Source organism: Pseudomonas sp. UBA6699, assembly GCF_002454615.1.
In the GTDB taxonomy this organism is placed as follows: Bacteria; Pseudomonadota; Gammaproteobacteria; order Pseudomonadales; family Pseudomonadaceae; genus Aquipseudomonas; species Aquipseudomonas juntendi.
Genome location: NZ_DKJF01000077.1, coordinates 43,125 through 56,914, shown reverse-complemented (window position 1 = coordinate 56,914; position 13,790 = coordinate 43,125). Strand labels below are relative to the sequence as shown.

At 64.6% G+C, this 13,790-nt stretch carries 13 protein-coding genes; 5 read left to right on the top strand and 8 right to left on the bottom strand.

Features of this window, described 5'->3' with window-relative positions; translation table 11 throughout:
• Position 1 precedes the first annotated feature (1 nt).
• The 4 genes from mutL to B3361_RS14775 are packed head-to-tail and all read right to left on the bottom strand — an operon-like array spanning position 2 to position 4,660.
• Complete coding sequence (mutL, locus tag B3361_RS14790) at positions 2-1,900, bottom strand: DNA mismatch repair endonuclease MutL (protein WP_286920265.1); 1,899 nt, start codon at positions 1,898-1,900, stop codon at positions 2-4.
• Complete coding sequence (locus tag B3361_RS14785; protein ID WP_054904837.1) at positions 1,897-3,327, bottom strand: N-acetylmuramoyl-L-alanine amidase; 1,431 nt, start codon at positions 3,325-3,327, stop codon at positions 1,897-1,899. Before B3361_RS14785 ends, mutL begins: the two co-directional genes overlap by 4 nt.
• Before the next feature lie 11 nt (positions 3,328-3,338).
• Positions 3,339-3,812, bottom strand: a complete 474-nt coding sequence (gene tsaE / locus B3361_RS14780) for a tRNA (adenosine(37)-N6)-threonylcarbamoyltransferase complex ATPase subunit type 1 TsaE (protein ID WP_009681309.1) — start codon at positions 3,810-3,812, stop codon at positions 3,339-3,341.
• A complete protein-coding gene (locus B3361_RS14775) occupies positions 3,800-4,660 on the bottom strand; it encodes an NAD(P)H-hydrate dehydratase (protein WP_009681310.1) in 861 nt (286 codons plus the stop codon). Before B3361_RS14775 ends, tsaE begins: the two co-directional genes overlap by 13 nt.
• A gap of 65 nt (positions 4,661-4,725) precedes the next feature.
• Here B3361_RS14775 and queG point away from each other — a divergent pair, with 65 nt between their 5' ends.
• Positions 4,726-5,790: a tRNA epoxyqueuosine(34) reductase QueG gene (gene queG / locus B3361_RS14770; RefSeq protein WP_054904838.1), complete on the top strand. Its 1,065-nt coding sequence runs from the start codon at positions 4,726-4,728 to the stop codon at positions 5,788-5,790.
• Between the two features lie 123 nt (positions 5,791-5,913).
• Here queG and B3361_RS14765 read toward each other — a convergent pair whose 3' ends face one another.
• Together B3361_RS14765 and orn are read right to left on the bottom strand one after the other, a co-directional pair.
• Entirely contained in the window at positions 5,914-6,525 is a 612-nt protein-coding gene (locus B3361_RS14765; RefSeq protein WP_003249516.1) for a trimeric intracellular cation channel family protein, read from the bottom strand.
• A 91-nt stretch (positions 6,526-6,616) separates the two neighbouring features.
• Entirely contained in the window at positions 6,617-7,159 is a 543-nt protein-coding gene (gene orn, locus B3361_RS14760) for an oligoribonuclease (protein ID WP_009681312.1), read from the bottom strand.
• Between the two features lie 152 nt (positions 7,160-7,311).
• On the opposite strand from orn, the gene rsgA reads away from it, so the two are divergent.
• On the top strand, positions 7,312-8,343 hold the full coding sequence (gene rsgA / locus B3361_RS14755) for a small ribosomal subunit biogenesis GTPase RsgA (RefSeq protein WP_009681313.1): 1,032 nt from the start codon (positions 7,312-7,314) through the stop codon (positions 8,341-8,343).
• 76 nt (positions 8,344-8,419) lie between these two features.
• Here the strand turns inward: rsgA and motB are convergent, their stop codons facing one another.
• Positions 8,420-9,442: a flagellar motor protein MotB gene (gene motB, locus B3361_RS14750; RefSeq protein WP_054904839.1), complete on the bottom strand. Its 1,023-nt coding sequence runs from the start codon at positions 9,440-9,442 to the stop codon at positions 8,420-8,422.
• A gap of 3 nt (positions 9,443-9,445) precedes the next feature.
• The gene (gene motA / locus B3361_RS14745) at positions 9,446-10,297 is read right to left on the bottom strand and encodes a flagellar motor stator protein MotA (protein ID WP_009681315.1); all 852 of its coding nucleotides are present in this window, start codon (positions 10,295-10,297) and stop codon (positions 9,446-9,448) included.
• A gap of 130 nt (positions 10,298-10,427) precedes the next feature.
• Here motA and B3361_RS14740 point away from each other — a divergent pair, with 130 nt between their 5' ends.
• The 3 genes from B3361_RS14740 to asd are packed head-to-tail and all read left to right on the top strand — an operon-like array spanning position 10,428 to position 13,690.
• Complete coding sequence (locus tag B3361_RS14740; protein ID WP_054904840.1) at positions 10,428-11,963, top strand: HDOD domain-containing protein; 1,536 nt, start codon at positions 10,428-10,430, stop codon at positions 11,961-11,963.
• A 44-nt stretch (positions 11,964-12,007) separates the two neighbouring features.
• A complete protein-coding gene (locus tag B3361_RS14735; protein WP_054904841.1) occupies positions 12,008-12,817 on the top strand; it encodes a rhodanese-like domain-containing protein in 810 nt (269 codons plus the stop codon).
• A gap of 9 nt (positions 12,818-12,826) precedes the next feature.
• Positions 12,827-13,690 (top strand): archaetidylserine decarboxylase, encoded by an 864-nt coding sequence (gene asd / locus B3361_RS14730; RefSeq protein WP_029887865.1) that lies wholly within the window; start codon positions 12,827-12,829, stop codon positions 13,688-13,690.
• The last annotated feature ends 100 nt before the right edge of the window (positions 13,691-13,790 follow it).

The window sequence follows — 13,790 nt, the reverse complement described above, 5'->3', positions numbered from 1 at the left end:
TTCATCGACCGCGCAGGAAAAGTTTGTCCAGGTCGTCCAGGCCCATCTGGGTCCAGGTGGGACGGCCGTGGTTGCACTGGCCGCTGCGCTCGGTGTTTTCCATATCGCGCAGCAGGGCGTTCATCTCGGGAATGGCCAGGCGCCGGTTGGCGCGTACCGCACCGTGGCAGGCCATGGTGCCGAGCAGCTCGTTGAGGTGGGCCTGAATACGGTCGCTGGTGCCGTATTCCATCAGGTCGGCCAGCACATCCTGCACCAGGCGGTTGGCCTCGGCCTGCTTGAGCAAAGCCGGGATCTGGCGGATGGCCAGGGTTTCCGGGCCCAGCCGCTGCAGTTCGAAGCCCAGGCGCTGGAACCACTGCGCGTGCTCTTCGGCGCAGTCGGCTTCGCGCTGGCTCAGGGCCAGGGTTTCCGGCACCAGCAGCGGCTGGCCGCTGAGGCCCTCGCTGGCCATGGCTACCTTCAGGCGCTCGTACATGATGCGCTCGTGGGCGGCGTGCATATCGACCAGCACCAGGCCGACAGCGTTCTCGGCCAGGATGTAGATACCCTTCAGCTGCGCCAGCGCGTAACCCAGCGGCGGAATGTCGCCCTGGCTTTCCGGCAGGGTGGCTGCCGGGGCGGCGCCATTGTCCAGCGGCTTGTAAAACTCGCGGTACACCGCCTGCGCCTCGGCCGCCGGCAGCGGTGGCGAGGGCCGCGGGGTGTACTGGTACTGGTAACCGGCACCACTACCGCCGTTGCTGGCGGTGTGTTGCGGCGCACGTGGCTGCTCGAGCACAGGCGAAGCCAGGCGCATTTCCCCCTGCGGGCCGAACTCACCGGCCTGCTGGCCAGTGGCGCGCATCGCTTCAGGCACCGCAGCCGGGGCGGCCAGTTGGTCTTCCGGGCGCACATCGGCCAGGGCCCGGTGCAGGGTGCCGTACAGGAAGTCGTGCACCGAACGCCCTTCGCGGAAGCGCACTTCATGCTTGGTCGGGTGCACGTTGACATCGACGCCGTTGGGTTCCAGTTCAAGGAACAGCACAAAGGTCGGGTGCCGGCCGTTGAACAGCACGTCACGGTAGGCCTGGCGTACGGCGTGGGCCACCAGCTTGTCGCGCACCGCACGGCCGTTGACGAAGAAGTACTGCAGGTCGGCCTGGCTGCGCGAGAAGGTCGGCAGCCCAACCCAGCCCCACAGGCGCAGGCCGTTGCGCTCGACGTCGATCGGCAGCGCCTGCTCCATGAAGCCCGGGCCGCAGATGGCACCCACCCGCCGCGCACGCGCCACTTCATCATGGGCCTCGTGCAGGCTGAGGATGCTCTTGCCGTTGTGACGCAAGTGGAAGCCGACGTCGAAACGCGCCAACGCCAGGCGCCGGATGACCTCCTGCAGGTGATCGAACTCGGTTTTCTCGGCCTTGAGGAACTTGCGCCGCGCCGGGGTATTGAAGAACAGGTCACGCACTTCGACCGAAGTACCCACCGGGTGGGCCGCCGGCTGCACCCGCGGGAGCATGTCGCGGCCTTCGGTTTCAACCTGCCAGGCTTCTGTGACACTGGCAGTACGCGAGGTCAGGGTCAGGCGCGCCACCGAGCTGATCGAGGCCAGGGCTTCGCCACGGAACCCCAGGCTCAATACGCCTTCAAGGTCTTCCAGCTCACGGATTTTGCTGGTGGCATGACGGGCCAGCGCCAGCGGCAGGTCGTCGGCAGAAATACCGCTGCCATCATCCCGCACCTTCAGCAGCTTGACGCCGCCCTGCTCCACTTCCACATCGATGCGCCGGGCTCCGGAGTCCAGGCTGTTTTCCAGCAGTTCCTTGGCTACCGAGGCCGGCCGCTCGACCACCTCGCCAGCGGCGATCTGGTTGGCCAGCCGCGGGCTGAGCAGCTGGATGCGCGAACCACCACTCATTGCGAAGCCAATGTGGTGGCAGGGATATCCAGACGCTGGCCGACCTTCAGCTCATCGGACTTCAGGCTGTTGGTGTTGCGCAAGCTGGCCACACTGACCTGGTAGCGCACCGCCAGCATTGCCAGGGTTTCGCCTGGGCGCACCGTGTGCTCACGTGGGCCGGCGGCAATCTTGCCGGTGTCACGCAGCCAGGCGATATAGGTGCCAGGCGGCGGGTTCTGCTGGAAGAACTGGCGCACCCCGGTATGAATCGACCGCGCAAGCGCTTGCTGATGGCTGCGACTGGCCAGCTTGGCCGCCTCACTGGCGTTGGAGATAAACCCGGTCTCGACTAGGATCGACGGAATGTCGGGCGACTTCAGCACCATGAAGCCAGCCTGTTCCACACGCTGCTTGTGCAGCGAGGTGATGCGGCCCATGTTGCCCAGCACTTTCTGCCCGACATTCAGGCTGGAGCTGAGCGTGGCCGTCATCGACAGGTCGAGCAGCACACCCGCGAGCATGCGGTCCTTGTCGTCGAGGCTGACGTTGCCGGCGCCCCCGATCAGGTCGGAACGGTTTTCCGTGTCTGCCAGCCAGCGTGCGGTTTCGGAGGTAGCGCCACGGTCGGACAGGGCAAACACCGATGCGCCGAACGCAGCCTTGGACGGCGCGGCGTCGGCGTGGATCGAAACGAACAGGTCGGCGCCCTTCTTGCGGGCGATTTCGGTGCGTTTGCGCAGCGGAATGAAGTAGTCACCGGTGCGGGTCAGTTCGGCGCGGAAGCCCTTTTCCGTGTTGATCTGGCGCTGCAGCTCCTGGGCGATCTGCAGCACGATGTCTTTTTCATGCTGGCCGCGCGAGCCGGAAGCACCCGGGTCCTCGCCGCCATGACCGGCGTCGATGGCAATGACGATGTCGCGCTTGCCGCTAGGTACCGGCGGCAGCTTGATGGCTGGCTGGGTCGGCGTGACCGGGACCGCTGGCGTGGTGGCAGGCGTTTGCACTGGGGTCGGTGGTGGGGTTGGCGCCATGGCCGCGATGGCATCGGCTTCCTGATCGTACAGGTCGACCACCAGGCGGTTGCCGTACTGGGCATTGGGCGCCAGGGTAAAGCTCTTGGGGGTGACCGACTTCTTCAGGTCAACGACCACACGCAGGTCGGTCGGCGTGCGCTGGGCCGAACGCACGCTGCTGATCGGCGTGTTGGAAGTCGCCACTTTCAATGGCGCCGCCAAGGTCGCGCCATTGATGTCGATAACCAGGCGATCCGGTGCGCTCAAGGTGAAGACGCTGTGCTGCACGGGGCCAGACAGGTCGAAGACCAGCCGCGTGTTGTCTGGCGCGCGCCACAGGCGCACGCTCTTGACTTGAGTGACGGCCAGAGCGTCAACGGTCACCGTTGTCAGCAGCAGCCCAACGATGGCGACCAGTGCGCGTATGCGCATACCTACCCCACTTACTGTTTATAGTGTTTGGCCAGTGCCACGCACCAGGCCTCGCCGCGAGCCCCCTGCGGCGACAGGTTCAGCGAGCGTCCGCCCGCTTGGGGGCTTATGGTAATGGTCAGGTCGGGCTTTGGCAAAACGCCCGCACCCTTTTGTGGCCACTCGAACAGGCACAACGGGTCGCCCTCGAAATAGTCACGAATCCCCATGAACTCCAGCTCCTCCGGATCGACCAGCCGATACAGGTCGAAGTGAAAAGCTCGGACAGCGCCGATCTCGTAGGGTTCGACCACGGTGAACGTCGGGCTTTTCACTGCACCAGTATGGCCCAGGCCACGGATCAGGCCACGCGAGAGCGTGGTTTTACCCGCGCCCAGGTCGCCTTCCAGGAAAATGACACCGCGACCACCGGTCACTTCGGCCATTTTTGCACCAAAGTCGACTGTAGCCGCTTCATCGGCCAGAAACAGATTTAAGCCACACACGCAGAATGCTCCTCCAACAACGCTCGAATGACCGGCGCCAGATCGCTGGCCGCCAGGCCCCTGCCTTCAACCCCCAGACGCTCACCGGCACAGGCGTGAAGCCAGGTACCCAGGCAGCCGGCACTCCAGGCGTCCAGCCCCTGGGCCAGCAACGCCGCCAGCACCCCGGTCAGCACATCGCCCAAGCCCGCGCCGGCCATGGCCGGGTGCCCGCGCTCGCACAGCATCAACTGGCCGGACGGGTGCGCCACCAGGGTACCTGCCCCTTTGAGCAGGCACACACTGTTGTAGCGCCGCGCCAGCTTGCGCGCAGCGCCCGGCCGGTCGGCCTGCACCGCTTCGGTGGAAATGCCCAGAAGCCGCGCCGCTTCCCCGGGGTGAGGGGTGAGAATGCTACCGCTGGGCAGGGCCAATGGGGTGCCTGCCAGCAAATTCAGGGCGTCGGCGTCCCATACCTGCGGGCGCTCGGCGTTCGCCACTGCCGACAACAGGCTCCGGCCCCAGGCAGCCTGCCCAAGGCCAGGGCCCACCACCAGTACCGTGGCGCGCTCCAGCACGCCGACCAACTGGTTGGCCGACTGTACCCCCAGGCACATCACCTCAGGCAGGCGGGCCAGGCTCGCGGGTAGATGTTCGGGCCGGGTCGCCACGCTGACCAGGCCGGCGCCGCAGCGCAAGGCGGCTTCGGCGCTGAGCAGCACAGCGCCACCGGTGCCCAGGTCGCCGCCCACTACCAGCACATGGCCGAAGTCGCCTTTGTGCGCATGCGGGTGCCGTGCCGGCAGGTGTGCGACAGTCACGCTGCTGAGCAGTTGTAGAGTGTTGCCAGGGTGTTTGGTCTGCGGCATGGGGTCAAAGGCTCCAATGTCTGGCAGAATTATACGCACCTGAGCCCGTATTGCCTTGCCCATCCATGCCTGCCTCTACACCTGACCTCGCCCAACTGGCCCAATCGATCAAGATATGGGGCCAGGAACTCGGTTTTGCCCACGTCGGCATCGCCGGGGTCGACCTTGGCGAACACGAACAGCACCTGCAACGCTGGCTAGACGCCGGTTACCAGGGCGAAATGGAGTACCTGGGTGCCCATGGCAGCAAACGGGCGCACCCCGACCAACTGATTCCCGGCACGGTACGCGTGGTCTCGCTGCGCATGGACTACCTGCCCGGCGATACGCAGATGGCGCAACGCCTGGCGCAACCGGAAAAAGCCTACGTATCACGCTACGCCCTGGGCCGTGACTACCACAAGCTGGTGCGCAAGCGCGTGCAATTCCTGGCAGACCGTATCCAGCAAGCCATCGGCCCGTTCGGCTACCGCGCCTTCGTCGACAGTGCCCCAGTGCTGGAGAAGGCCCTGGCCGAGCAGGCCGGGCTGGGCTGGATCGGCAAGAACACCCTGCTGCTCAACCGCAAGGCCGGCAGTTACTTCTTCCTGGCCGAACTGTTCGTTGACCTGCCGTTGCCGGTGGACGAAGCCACCACCAGTGAACATTGCGGGCGTTGCCAGGCGTGCCTGGACATCTGCCCGACCCAGGCGTTCGTCGGGCCCTATGTACTGGACGCGCGGCGTTGCATCTCGTACCTGACCATCGAGCTGAGAGGGCCGATTCCTGTCGAACTGCGCTCGATGATGGGTAACCGTGTATTCGGTTGCGACGACTGCCAGATCGTCTGCCCGTGGAACCGCTTCGCCAAGCACAGCCAGGAGCAGGATTTCCAGCCGCGGCATGGGTTGGAGAATGCCGAGCTGGCCCAGATGTTCCTGTGGGATGAGCGTACTTTCCTGCGCAAGACCGAGGGCGGGCCGCTACGCCGGGCAGGCTATGAGCGGTTCTTGCGCAACCTGGCGGTGGGCTTGGGCAATGCGCCGCCGACGATACCGGTGATCGAGGCGCTGAAGGCGCGGCGCGAGGATGCCTCGGAGCTGGTGCGCGAGCATGTCGAGTGGGCGCTGGCCCGGCACGGCATTCAATAGCTACACGGCCCACTGTGGGAGCGGGCGCGCCCGCGAATTTGGCAACTCGGTGGATGCACCGGCTGCGCCGGTGTTCGCGGGCATGCCCGCTCCTACAGGGACCGCGCCGGGCCTGGGGCAGGTTTACTGCTGGTCGTTGTAGTGGAACTTGGGCATTTCCCAATGGAAACGAATCGCCAGCAAGCGCACCAGGAACCCACCAAAGAGGGTCAGCAGCATCGCCTGCTCCGCCGGCACCTTGAAATACACGCAGCCCAGGTAGAACCACGCCGCGGCGAACGACACGCTGGCGTACAGCTCGCGGCGGAACACCAGCGGGATGTCGTTGCAGAAGATATCGCGCAAGATCCCACCGAACACCCCCGTGATCACCCCGCTGATCGAAGCCACCAGCATGCCCTGCCCCATTTCCAGCGCCGTCATGCAGCCAATCAGGGTAAACGCCACCAGCCCCAGTGCGTCTAGCACCAGGAACAGCGAGCGCAGGCGGCGCATCATTGGCGCGATGAAAATGGTCAAAAGAGCAGCAAAGCTGGTCAATACCAGGTACTCAGGGTGTTTCACCCAGGTCAGCGGATAGTGCCCGAGCAACACATCGCGCACCGACCCGCCACCCAGGGCGGTAACACAGGCGATCAGCACCACGCCGAACCAGTCCATGCCGCGACGCCCGGCAGACAACGCACCGGTCATGGCTTCGGCAGTGATGGCAATGAGGTAGAGCATCAGCAACATGGTGCGGGTCCGTGCCGGAAAGGCGCGCAGTCTAACCAGTTGCCCAAGGCACCAAAAGGGGGCGCAGCCAGAATATCTGCGCCGTAACGGTTCACACCTTGATGAAATGTTCGCGGTAGTGGCGCAACTCGGCAATCGATTCGCGAATGTCGTCCAGCGCCAGGTGCGTATTGCCCTTCTTGAAGCTGTCACGCACGTCCGGCGCCCAGCGCGCTGCCAGTTCTTTCAGCGTCGAGACATCTAAGTTGCGGTAGTGGAAGTAGTTTTCCAGGTTGCGCATGTGCCGGTAGAGGAAGCGACGGTCCTGGCAGATGCTGTTGCCGCAGATCGGCGATTTGCCTTTGGGCACCCACTGTTCGAGGAATGCAATGGTCTGGGCCTCGGCCTCGGCCATGCCGACCTTGCTGTCGCGCACCCGCTGGGTCAGGCCAGACGCGCCATGGGTGCGGGTGTTCCACTCGTCCATGCGGGCCAGTACTTCATCGCTGTGGTGGATGGCGATCACCGGGCCTTCGGCCAGGGTGTTCAGCTCGCTGTCGGTGACAATGGTGGCCATTTCGATGATGACGTCGCTGTCCGGATCGAGGCCGGTCATTTCCAGGTCGATCCAGATCAGGTTCTGTGGGTTTTGCATGCAGAAGCTCCTCATATAGCCCGTCATATTAGCCTAGTGGCCCAGCCACGCCCATTCACCGCCACAAGGTAAGGGCAATGGTGCAACGCCTGGCGTGCTAAACTGCCTGCCGTTTTCAATGCCCTGACCCGGGCCCTTCTCACGGAATGTTCATGGCCAAACGCCAGCTCAATCGCCGCCAGAACTGGCGCATCGAAAAAATCCAGGGCGAGCGTGCTGCTCGCGCGGCCAAACGCGAGCAGCATGTGCTGCAGGAACTGGAAGGTGGCGACCTGGGGCCGGAACAACTTGGCCTGGTGATTGCCCACTTTGGCGTGCAGGTCGAGGTGGAGGCCCAGGATGGCGACGTTGCAGGCCAGGTGTTCCGCTGCCACTTGCGCGCCAACCTGCCAGCACTGGTCACTGGCGACCGCGTGGTATGGCGTGCAGGCAACCAGGGCATAGGCGTGATCGTGGCGCAGATGCCACGCAGCACCGAACTGTGCCGGCCAAACAACCATGGCCAGTTGAAACCGGTCGCAGCCAACGTCGACCTCATCGTGATCGTGTTTGCCCCGGCCCCGGAACCGCACCCGAACCTGATCGACCGTTACTTGGTCGCTGCCGAGCATGCAGGCCTGCGCCCGCTGCTGCTGCTGAACAAGGCCGACCTGATCAACGCCGAGAACGGCCCCGGCCTGCAGGCGCTGCTGGAGGTTTACCGCGAGCTGGGCTACCCGCTGCTGGAGGTATCTGCCCACCACGGTGATGGCATGCAACGCCTGCAGCAGCAACTTGACGGGCACATCAGCGTGTTCGTCGGCCAGTCGGGTGTGGGCAAGTCTTCGCTGGTCAACAGCCTGCTGCCAGAGGCCGGCACCCGCGTCGGCGACCTGTCGGAATGGTCGGGCCAGGGCACCCACACCACCACCACCGCGCGGCTGTACCATTTCCCCAATGGCGGCGACCTTATCGACTCGCCGGGCATCCGCGAATTCGGCCTTGGCCACGTCAGCCGCAGCGATGTGGAGGATGGCTTCATCGAGTTCCGCGACCTGTTCGGCACCTGCCGCTTCCGCGATTGCAAACATGACCGCGAGCCAGGCTGCGCGTTGCTCAAGGCGCTGGACGATGGCCGGATCTCGCAGCAACGCATGAACAGCTACCGCTCGATCATCGCCAGCCTGACGGAAGACAGCTACTGACCGGGCTGTAAGCCTTCCTCCGCGCTGAGGCCCACCTGCACGGCCCTGCAAAACGCCGTGCAAGGTTCCGCGGGGCCTACTGCTCCTTGCTCTCGTCCATCTTCAGCGTGCCATCCTCGAAGATGTTCAGCTTCTGGCGCAGTTCACGTGGTTGCATCGGCGCCTGATCGGCCCCGGCACCGGGCGCCGCGCCACTGGCCGGCGGAACCGCAGGCGGGGCTGCCGGCGCTTGCGGTGCACCCTGTTCGCCCTGCTCACCCTCGATGTTGCGCTGGGCCTTCTTGGTCAGCACGATGATGTCGATGCGGCGGTTTACCGGGTTGAACGGGTTCTTGCGGTCGAACAGCGATGACGATGCATACCCCACCACCCGAGCCACCTGGCCGTCCGGGTACCCACCTGCCACCAATGCCCGGCGTGCGGCATTGGCGCGGTTGGCCGACAGCTCCCAGTTGCCGAACTCGCCAGTGCCGGCATACGGTTTGGCGTCTGTGTGGCCGCTGATGCTGATCTTGTTGGGCACTGCCTTGATGGTGTCGGCCATGGCCAACAGAATGTCTTCGAAATATGGCTGCAGGCGCGCACTGCCGATATCGAACATCGGACGGTTCTCGGCGTCCATGATCTGGATACGCAGGCCATCCTGGGTGATCTCGAACAGGATCTGGTCCTTGAACTTCTGCAGTTGCGGGTTCTCTTCGACCTTGTTCTGCAGCTCCTGCAACAGCAACTCAAGGCGCTCGCGCTCGACCTGCTCGGCCATGGTCTCCACCTGGTCCTTGTCCAGCTGGGTGGGCGACGGCTGCGTCGGCTCGGTTTTCACTTCCGGGTTGATGGTTTTGTCCGGCGCCATTTCGGGGGAACCACCCAGGTCGATGACGTAGGGCGTACCACTTTCGGAGAACCCGATCGGGTCCTGGAAGTAACCGGCAATGGCGATCTTCTGTTCAGGCGTGGCCGTGGACAACAGCCACAGCACCAGGAAGAACGCCATCATCGCCGTGGCGAAGTCGGCAAAGGCGATTTTCCAGGCGCCACCGTGGTGGCCGCCGCCAAAGCGCTTGACGCGCTTGACGATGATGGGCTGATTGTTCTCCATGAATCAGCGACCGCGAACCGCTTGTTCCAGCTCGGCGAAGCTTGGGCGGTGCTTGGGGTACAGCACCTTGCGCCCGAACTCGACCGCCAGCGACGGCGGCATGCCCGAAGCCGAGGCCACCAGCGATGCCTTGATCGACTCGTACAGGTTCAGCTCTTCCTTGGCGTCGTGCTCCAGGCACTTGGCCAGCGGGCCGAAGAAGCCGTAGGCCGCGAGAATACCGAAGAACGTACCGACCAGCGCCGCACCCACGTGCATGCCGATGGCCGCCTGGTCCCCATCGCCCAGCGAGGCCATGGTCACCACGATACCCAGCACCGCCGCTACGATACCGAAGCCGGGCATGCCATCGGCGATGCCGGTCACTGCATGGGACGGGTGCTCAAGCTCTTCCTTCATGCTCAGCAGCTCCATGTCGAACAGGCCCTCGAGCTCGTGCGGGGCCATGTTGCCGGTAGACATGATGCGCAGGTAGTCGCAGACGAACGCGGTCATGCGCTCATCGGCCAGTACCGTGGGGTACTTGGCGAAAATCGGGCTGGCGGCGGCGTCTTCGATGTCGGCCTCGATGGCCATCATGCCTTCGCGACGGCTCTTGTTGAGGATTTCGTACACCAGCCCCAGCACTTCAAGGTAGAACGCATGGCTGAAGCGCGAGCCGAACATCTTCATCGACTTCTTGATGACGTGCATGGTCATGTAGCCAGGGTTGGCCTGCAGGAATGCACCAAAGGCCGCACCGCCGATGATCAGTACTTCGAACGGCTGGATCAGCGCCGCGATCTTGCCGTGGGAAAGCACGTAGCCGCCGAGCACGCTCGCGAATACGACGATGATGCCGATAATTTTAGCCATAGGTTCAAAGCACTTGCTGTCGTGGTCAGGGGAAGAGACGAGAGCTGTAAAACTCTTCTTCTACTTATCGGCAGAACTGCGCCAGACTATAGCCACACAATGCGAAAAGCCAGTTCGGACTGATGTCAAAATGCCAATTGAAACCAAGGTGCCCGCTCAGGCTCCGCGAACGCTAGAGGCCTGGGTCAAGCTGCTCGAGAGTGTTCGCATCCCGGTGCCGAAGCACAGCTACGACCGGGTCATGGCGGCCATCCACGATAGCCGCCGCTCGCTGCGCGACATCGCCGAACTGATGCAAGATAGCCCGGCGCTGGTGTTGTCGGTGATGCGTGAAGCCAACCACGCCACCAACGCCAGCATGGCCGAACCGGCCGAAAGCCTTGAAGTGGCCCTCAACCGGCTCGGCCTGGAGCGCAGCGAGCTGTTGCTCAAGCGCCTGCCGGCAGTGCCTGTTGAAGAAATCCCGCCGGTTCTGTGCCAGTTCCAGATGATCAGCCAGCACGCAGCACAGCAGGCCAGCGGCCTGTTCGCCAGCCGCCTGGCCCGGCTGTGGCAGGAAATCCACTGGGGTAGCCTGCTGTTCCTGTCGCCCCTCTGGCCGCTGGCACTGGCCTACCCGAAGCTGCTCGACACCTGGGAGCTGCGGGTGATCCACAAGGGTGAAGAGGCCGCCCATGTCGAGGAAGAACTGTTTGGCGTGCGCATAATGGCGCTGTGCCAGACCACGGCCGAATACTGGCGCCTGCCGCAGTGGGTGACCCAGGGTTACCGCCTGCTGCTGGAAGAGCGCGAGCAATTGGCCCAGGTGCTGAGCATCGCCCGCGACGAAGACCTGCTCAGCCAGCAACACCGCCTGGACGCAGAGCCCGGCCTGCGGCGCTGGTTCAACCAGCCGGCCAATACCGTATTGCTGGCCAACAACCTGGCCCTGGCGGCGCAGGTCGGCTGGGACAACCCGCACCTGTTACGCTGGCAGCTGCTGACCGCCCTGTACCTGCAGACTTCGCTGGAAGACGTGCAGCAGCAAGTTCACCAGCAGGCGGCCGCCAGCGCCCGTCGCCATGCCCGGCATGCACTGTTCCACCCGGCCGAGGCGCTGATATGGCCGTGGCACCAGCGCCGCCCGCACCCGGACATGCTGGCGGTGCCACCGCCCAGCAGTGAAGAGCTGGCGCGCTGGCGCACACTGTGCCAGCACCTGCTGGCGCAACCCAGCCCGTTCACCAATACCGTGCACCTGGCCACCCAGGCACAAGAGGCCCTGCTGGCCTGCGGCATGCAACGCATCATGCTGCTGAGCCTGGACAAGAGCACCGACACCCTGCGCGTGCAGCAGACCGCCGGCTTGCCCAAGGAGGCCGCGGGCCTCGCCCTGCAGGTGGCGCAGAACAAACTGCTGCAAAAGCTGATGAGCCAGGCCGGGCAGCTGCGCATCACCCCGCAGAACCACAGCCAGTTCGCCGCGCTGCTGCCAGCCCCGCTGCGCGCCCTGTTCCGCAGTGAGCATGTGCTGCTGCGCTCGCTGGCGGTGAACGATCAGGTGCTCATGCTGCTGGTGGCCGACCAGGCTTGCAGGCCCATGGCCGATATCAGCGTGCAAGCCTTCGGCAAAACCGTGCAATGCATCGAGCGGGCACTGTCGCTGTTCGCCAACCGCAAAGCCTGAGCCTTGCGCTACAATCGCTCCTCTTTCCACTCTGGAGACCGTGGATGACCGACTTTTCCGGCCTGCCCCTGGTGATCGAAGCTGCAGACCTGCTGCCGCGCCTGGATTCACCGCAGTTGATCCTGGTCGACCTGAGCAGCGCCAACCGCTATGTCTGCGGGCATATCCCCGGCGCCCGCTTTGTCGAGGGCAAGCGCACCCAGCTCGGCCAGCCACCGGCCCCTGGTCTGCTGCCGCCCCTGGGCGAACTGGAAAAACTGTTCAGCGAACTCGGCCACCGCGATGATGCCGTCTACGTGGTGTATGACGATGAAGGCGGTGGTTGGGCGGGGCGTTTCATCTGGCTGCTCGACGTGATCGGCCATACGCGCTACCACTACCTCAATGGCGGTATCCAGGCCTGGCCAGCCGACAAGCTGTCTACCGAAGTGCCCGCAAGCGGCACCGCCCCGGTGCACCTGCACCTCGACACTGCACCTACAGCCACCCGCGAGTACCTGCAAAGCCGCCTGGGCGCCGATGACCTGGTGATCTGGGACGCCCGCGCCCCACAGGAATTCAACGGCGAAAAAGTGTTGTCGGCCAAGGGCGGCCACATCCCTGGTGCGGTCAACTTCGAGTGGACCGCCGGCATGGACCTCAACGACCACCTGCGGATCCGCAGGGATATCGCCGAAGTGCTGCAAAGCCTGGGCATCACCCCCGACAAGGAGGTGGTTACCCATTGCCAGTCCCACCGCCGTTCCGGTTTCACCTATTTGGTGGCCAAGGCCCTCGGCTACCCACGCGTCAAGGCTTATGCCGGCTCGTGGAGCGAATGGGGCAACCACCCGGACACGCCTGTAGAAGTTTAAGGAACCTGCATGAAATCCCGTCTGTTCATCATCAGCCAGTACCTGCTGCCGCACCACCTGCTGTCGCGGCTGGCCGGCTGCGTCGCCGAGTGCCGCGTGCGCTGGTTCAAGAACGCCTTCACCGCCTGGTTCGCCAAGCGCTATCAGGTCGACATGAGCCAGGCGCTGGTCGAGGACCTGAGCGCCTACGAGCACTTCAACGCATTCTTCACCCGCGCCCTGAAGCCGGGCGCCCGCCCGCTGGATGAAACCCCGGGCGCCATCCTGTGCCCCGCCGACGGCGCCGTGAGCCAGCTTGGCCCGATCGAGCATGGCCGCATCTTCCAGGCCAAAGGCCATGGTTTCAGCGCGCAGGAGCTGCTGGGCGGTGACCCGGCGCTGGCCGCCCCGTTCATGGGCGGTGAGTTCGCCACCATCTACTTGTCGCCCAAGGACTACCACCGCGTGCACATGCCGCTGGCCGGCACCCTGCGCGAGATGGTCTACGTGCCGGGCCGACTGTTCTCGGTCAACCAGACCACTGCCGAAAACGTGCCCGAGCTGTTCGCCCGCAACGAGCGGGTGGTCTGCCTGTTCGACACCGAACGCGGGCCGATGGCCGTGGTGCTGGTGGGTGCGATGATCGTTGCTTCGATCGAGACCGTGTGGGCCGGCCTGGTAACGCCGCCCAAGCGTGAGCTGAAGACCTTCCGCTACGACGACGCCAGCCGTGCGCCGATCCACCTGGAGAAAGGTGCCGAGCTGGGGCGCTTCAAGCTGGGTTCGACGGCCATCGTGTTGTTCGGGCCGCAGCAGGTGAAGTGGGCCGAGAGCCTGGGTGCCGGGTCTGCCGTGCGCATGGGGCAGCAGCTGGCGGCGCCTGTGCAGGCTTGATGGCCTGATAAAGCCTGGGCCGCTTTGCGGCCCTTCGCGGGCATGCCCGCTCCCACAGAGAAGGTCGCGCTTAACCTCTAGGAGCGGGCATGCCCGCGAA

Bases quoted from the DNA above. Each gene is read 5' to 3' on its own strand.
- B3361_RS14740 (WP_054904840.1), top strand. From the start codon at position 10,428: ATGCCAATTGAAACCAAGGTGCCCGCTCAGGCTCCGCGAACGCTAGAG.
- motA (WP_009681315.1), bottom strand. From the start codon at position 10,297: ATGGCTAAAATTATCGGCATCATCGTCGTATTCGCGAGCGTGCTCGGC.
- B3361_RS14735 (WP_054904841.1), top strand. From the start codon at position 12,008: ATGACCGACTTTTCCGGCCTGCCCCTGGTGATCGAAGCTGCAGACCTG.
- mutL (WP_286920265.1), bottom strand. From the start codon at position 1,900: ATGAGTGGTGGTTCGCGCATCCAGCTGCTCAGCCCGCGGCTGGCCAAC.
- B3361_RS14785 (WP_054904837.1), bottom strand. From the start codon at position 3,327: ATGCGCATACGCGCACTGGTCGCCATCGTTGGGCTGCTGCTGACAACG.
- queG (WP_054904838.1), top strand. From the start codon at position 4,726: ATGCCTGCCTCTACACCTGACCTCGCCCAACTGGCCCAATCGATCAAG.
- B3361_RS14765 (WP_003249516.1), bottom strand. From the start codon at position 6,525: ATGTTGCTGATGCTCTACCTCATTGCCATCACTGCCGAAGCCATGACC.
- orn (WP_009681312.1), bottom strand. From the start codon at position 7,159: ATGCAAAACCCACAGAACCTGATCTGGATCGACCTGGAAATGACCGGC.
- asd (WP_029887865.1), top strand. From the start codon at position 12,827: ATGAAATCCCGTCTGTTCATCATCAGCCAGTACCTGCTGCCGCACCAC.
- B3361_RS14775 (WP_009681310.1), bottom strand. From the start codon at position 4,660: ATGCCGCAGACCAAACACCCTGGCAACACTCTACAACTGCTCAGCAGC.
- motB (WP_054904839.1), bottom strand. From the start codon at position 9,442: ATGGAGAACAATCAGCCCATCATCGTCAAGCGCGTCAAGCGCTTTGGC.
- rsgA (WP_009681313.1), top strand. From the start codon at position 7,312: ATGGCCAAACGCCAGCTCAATCGCCGCCAGAACTGGCGCATCGAAAAA.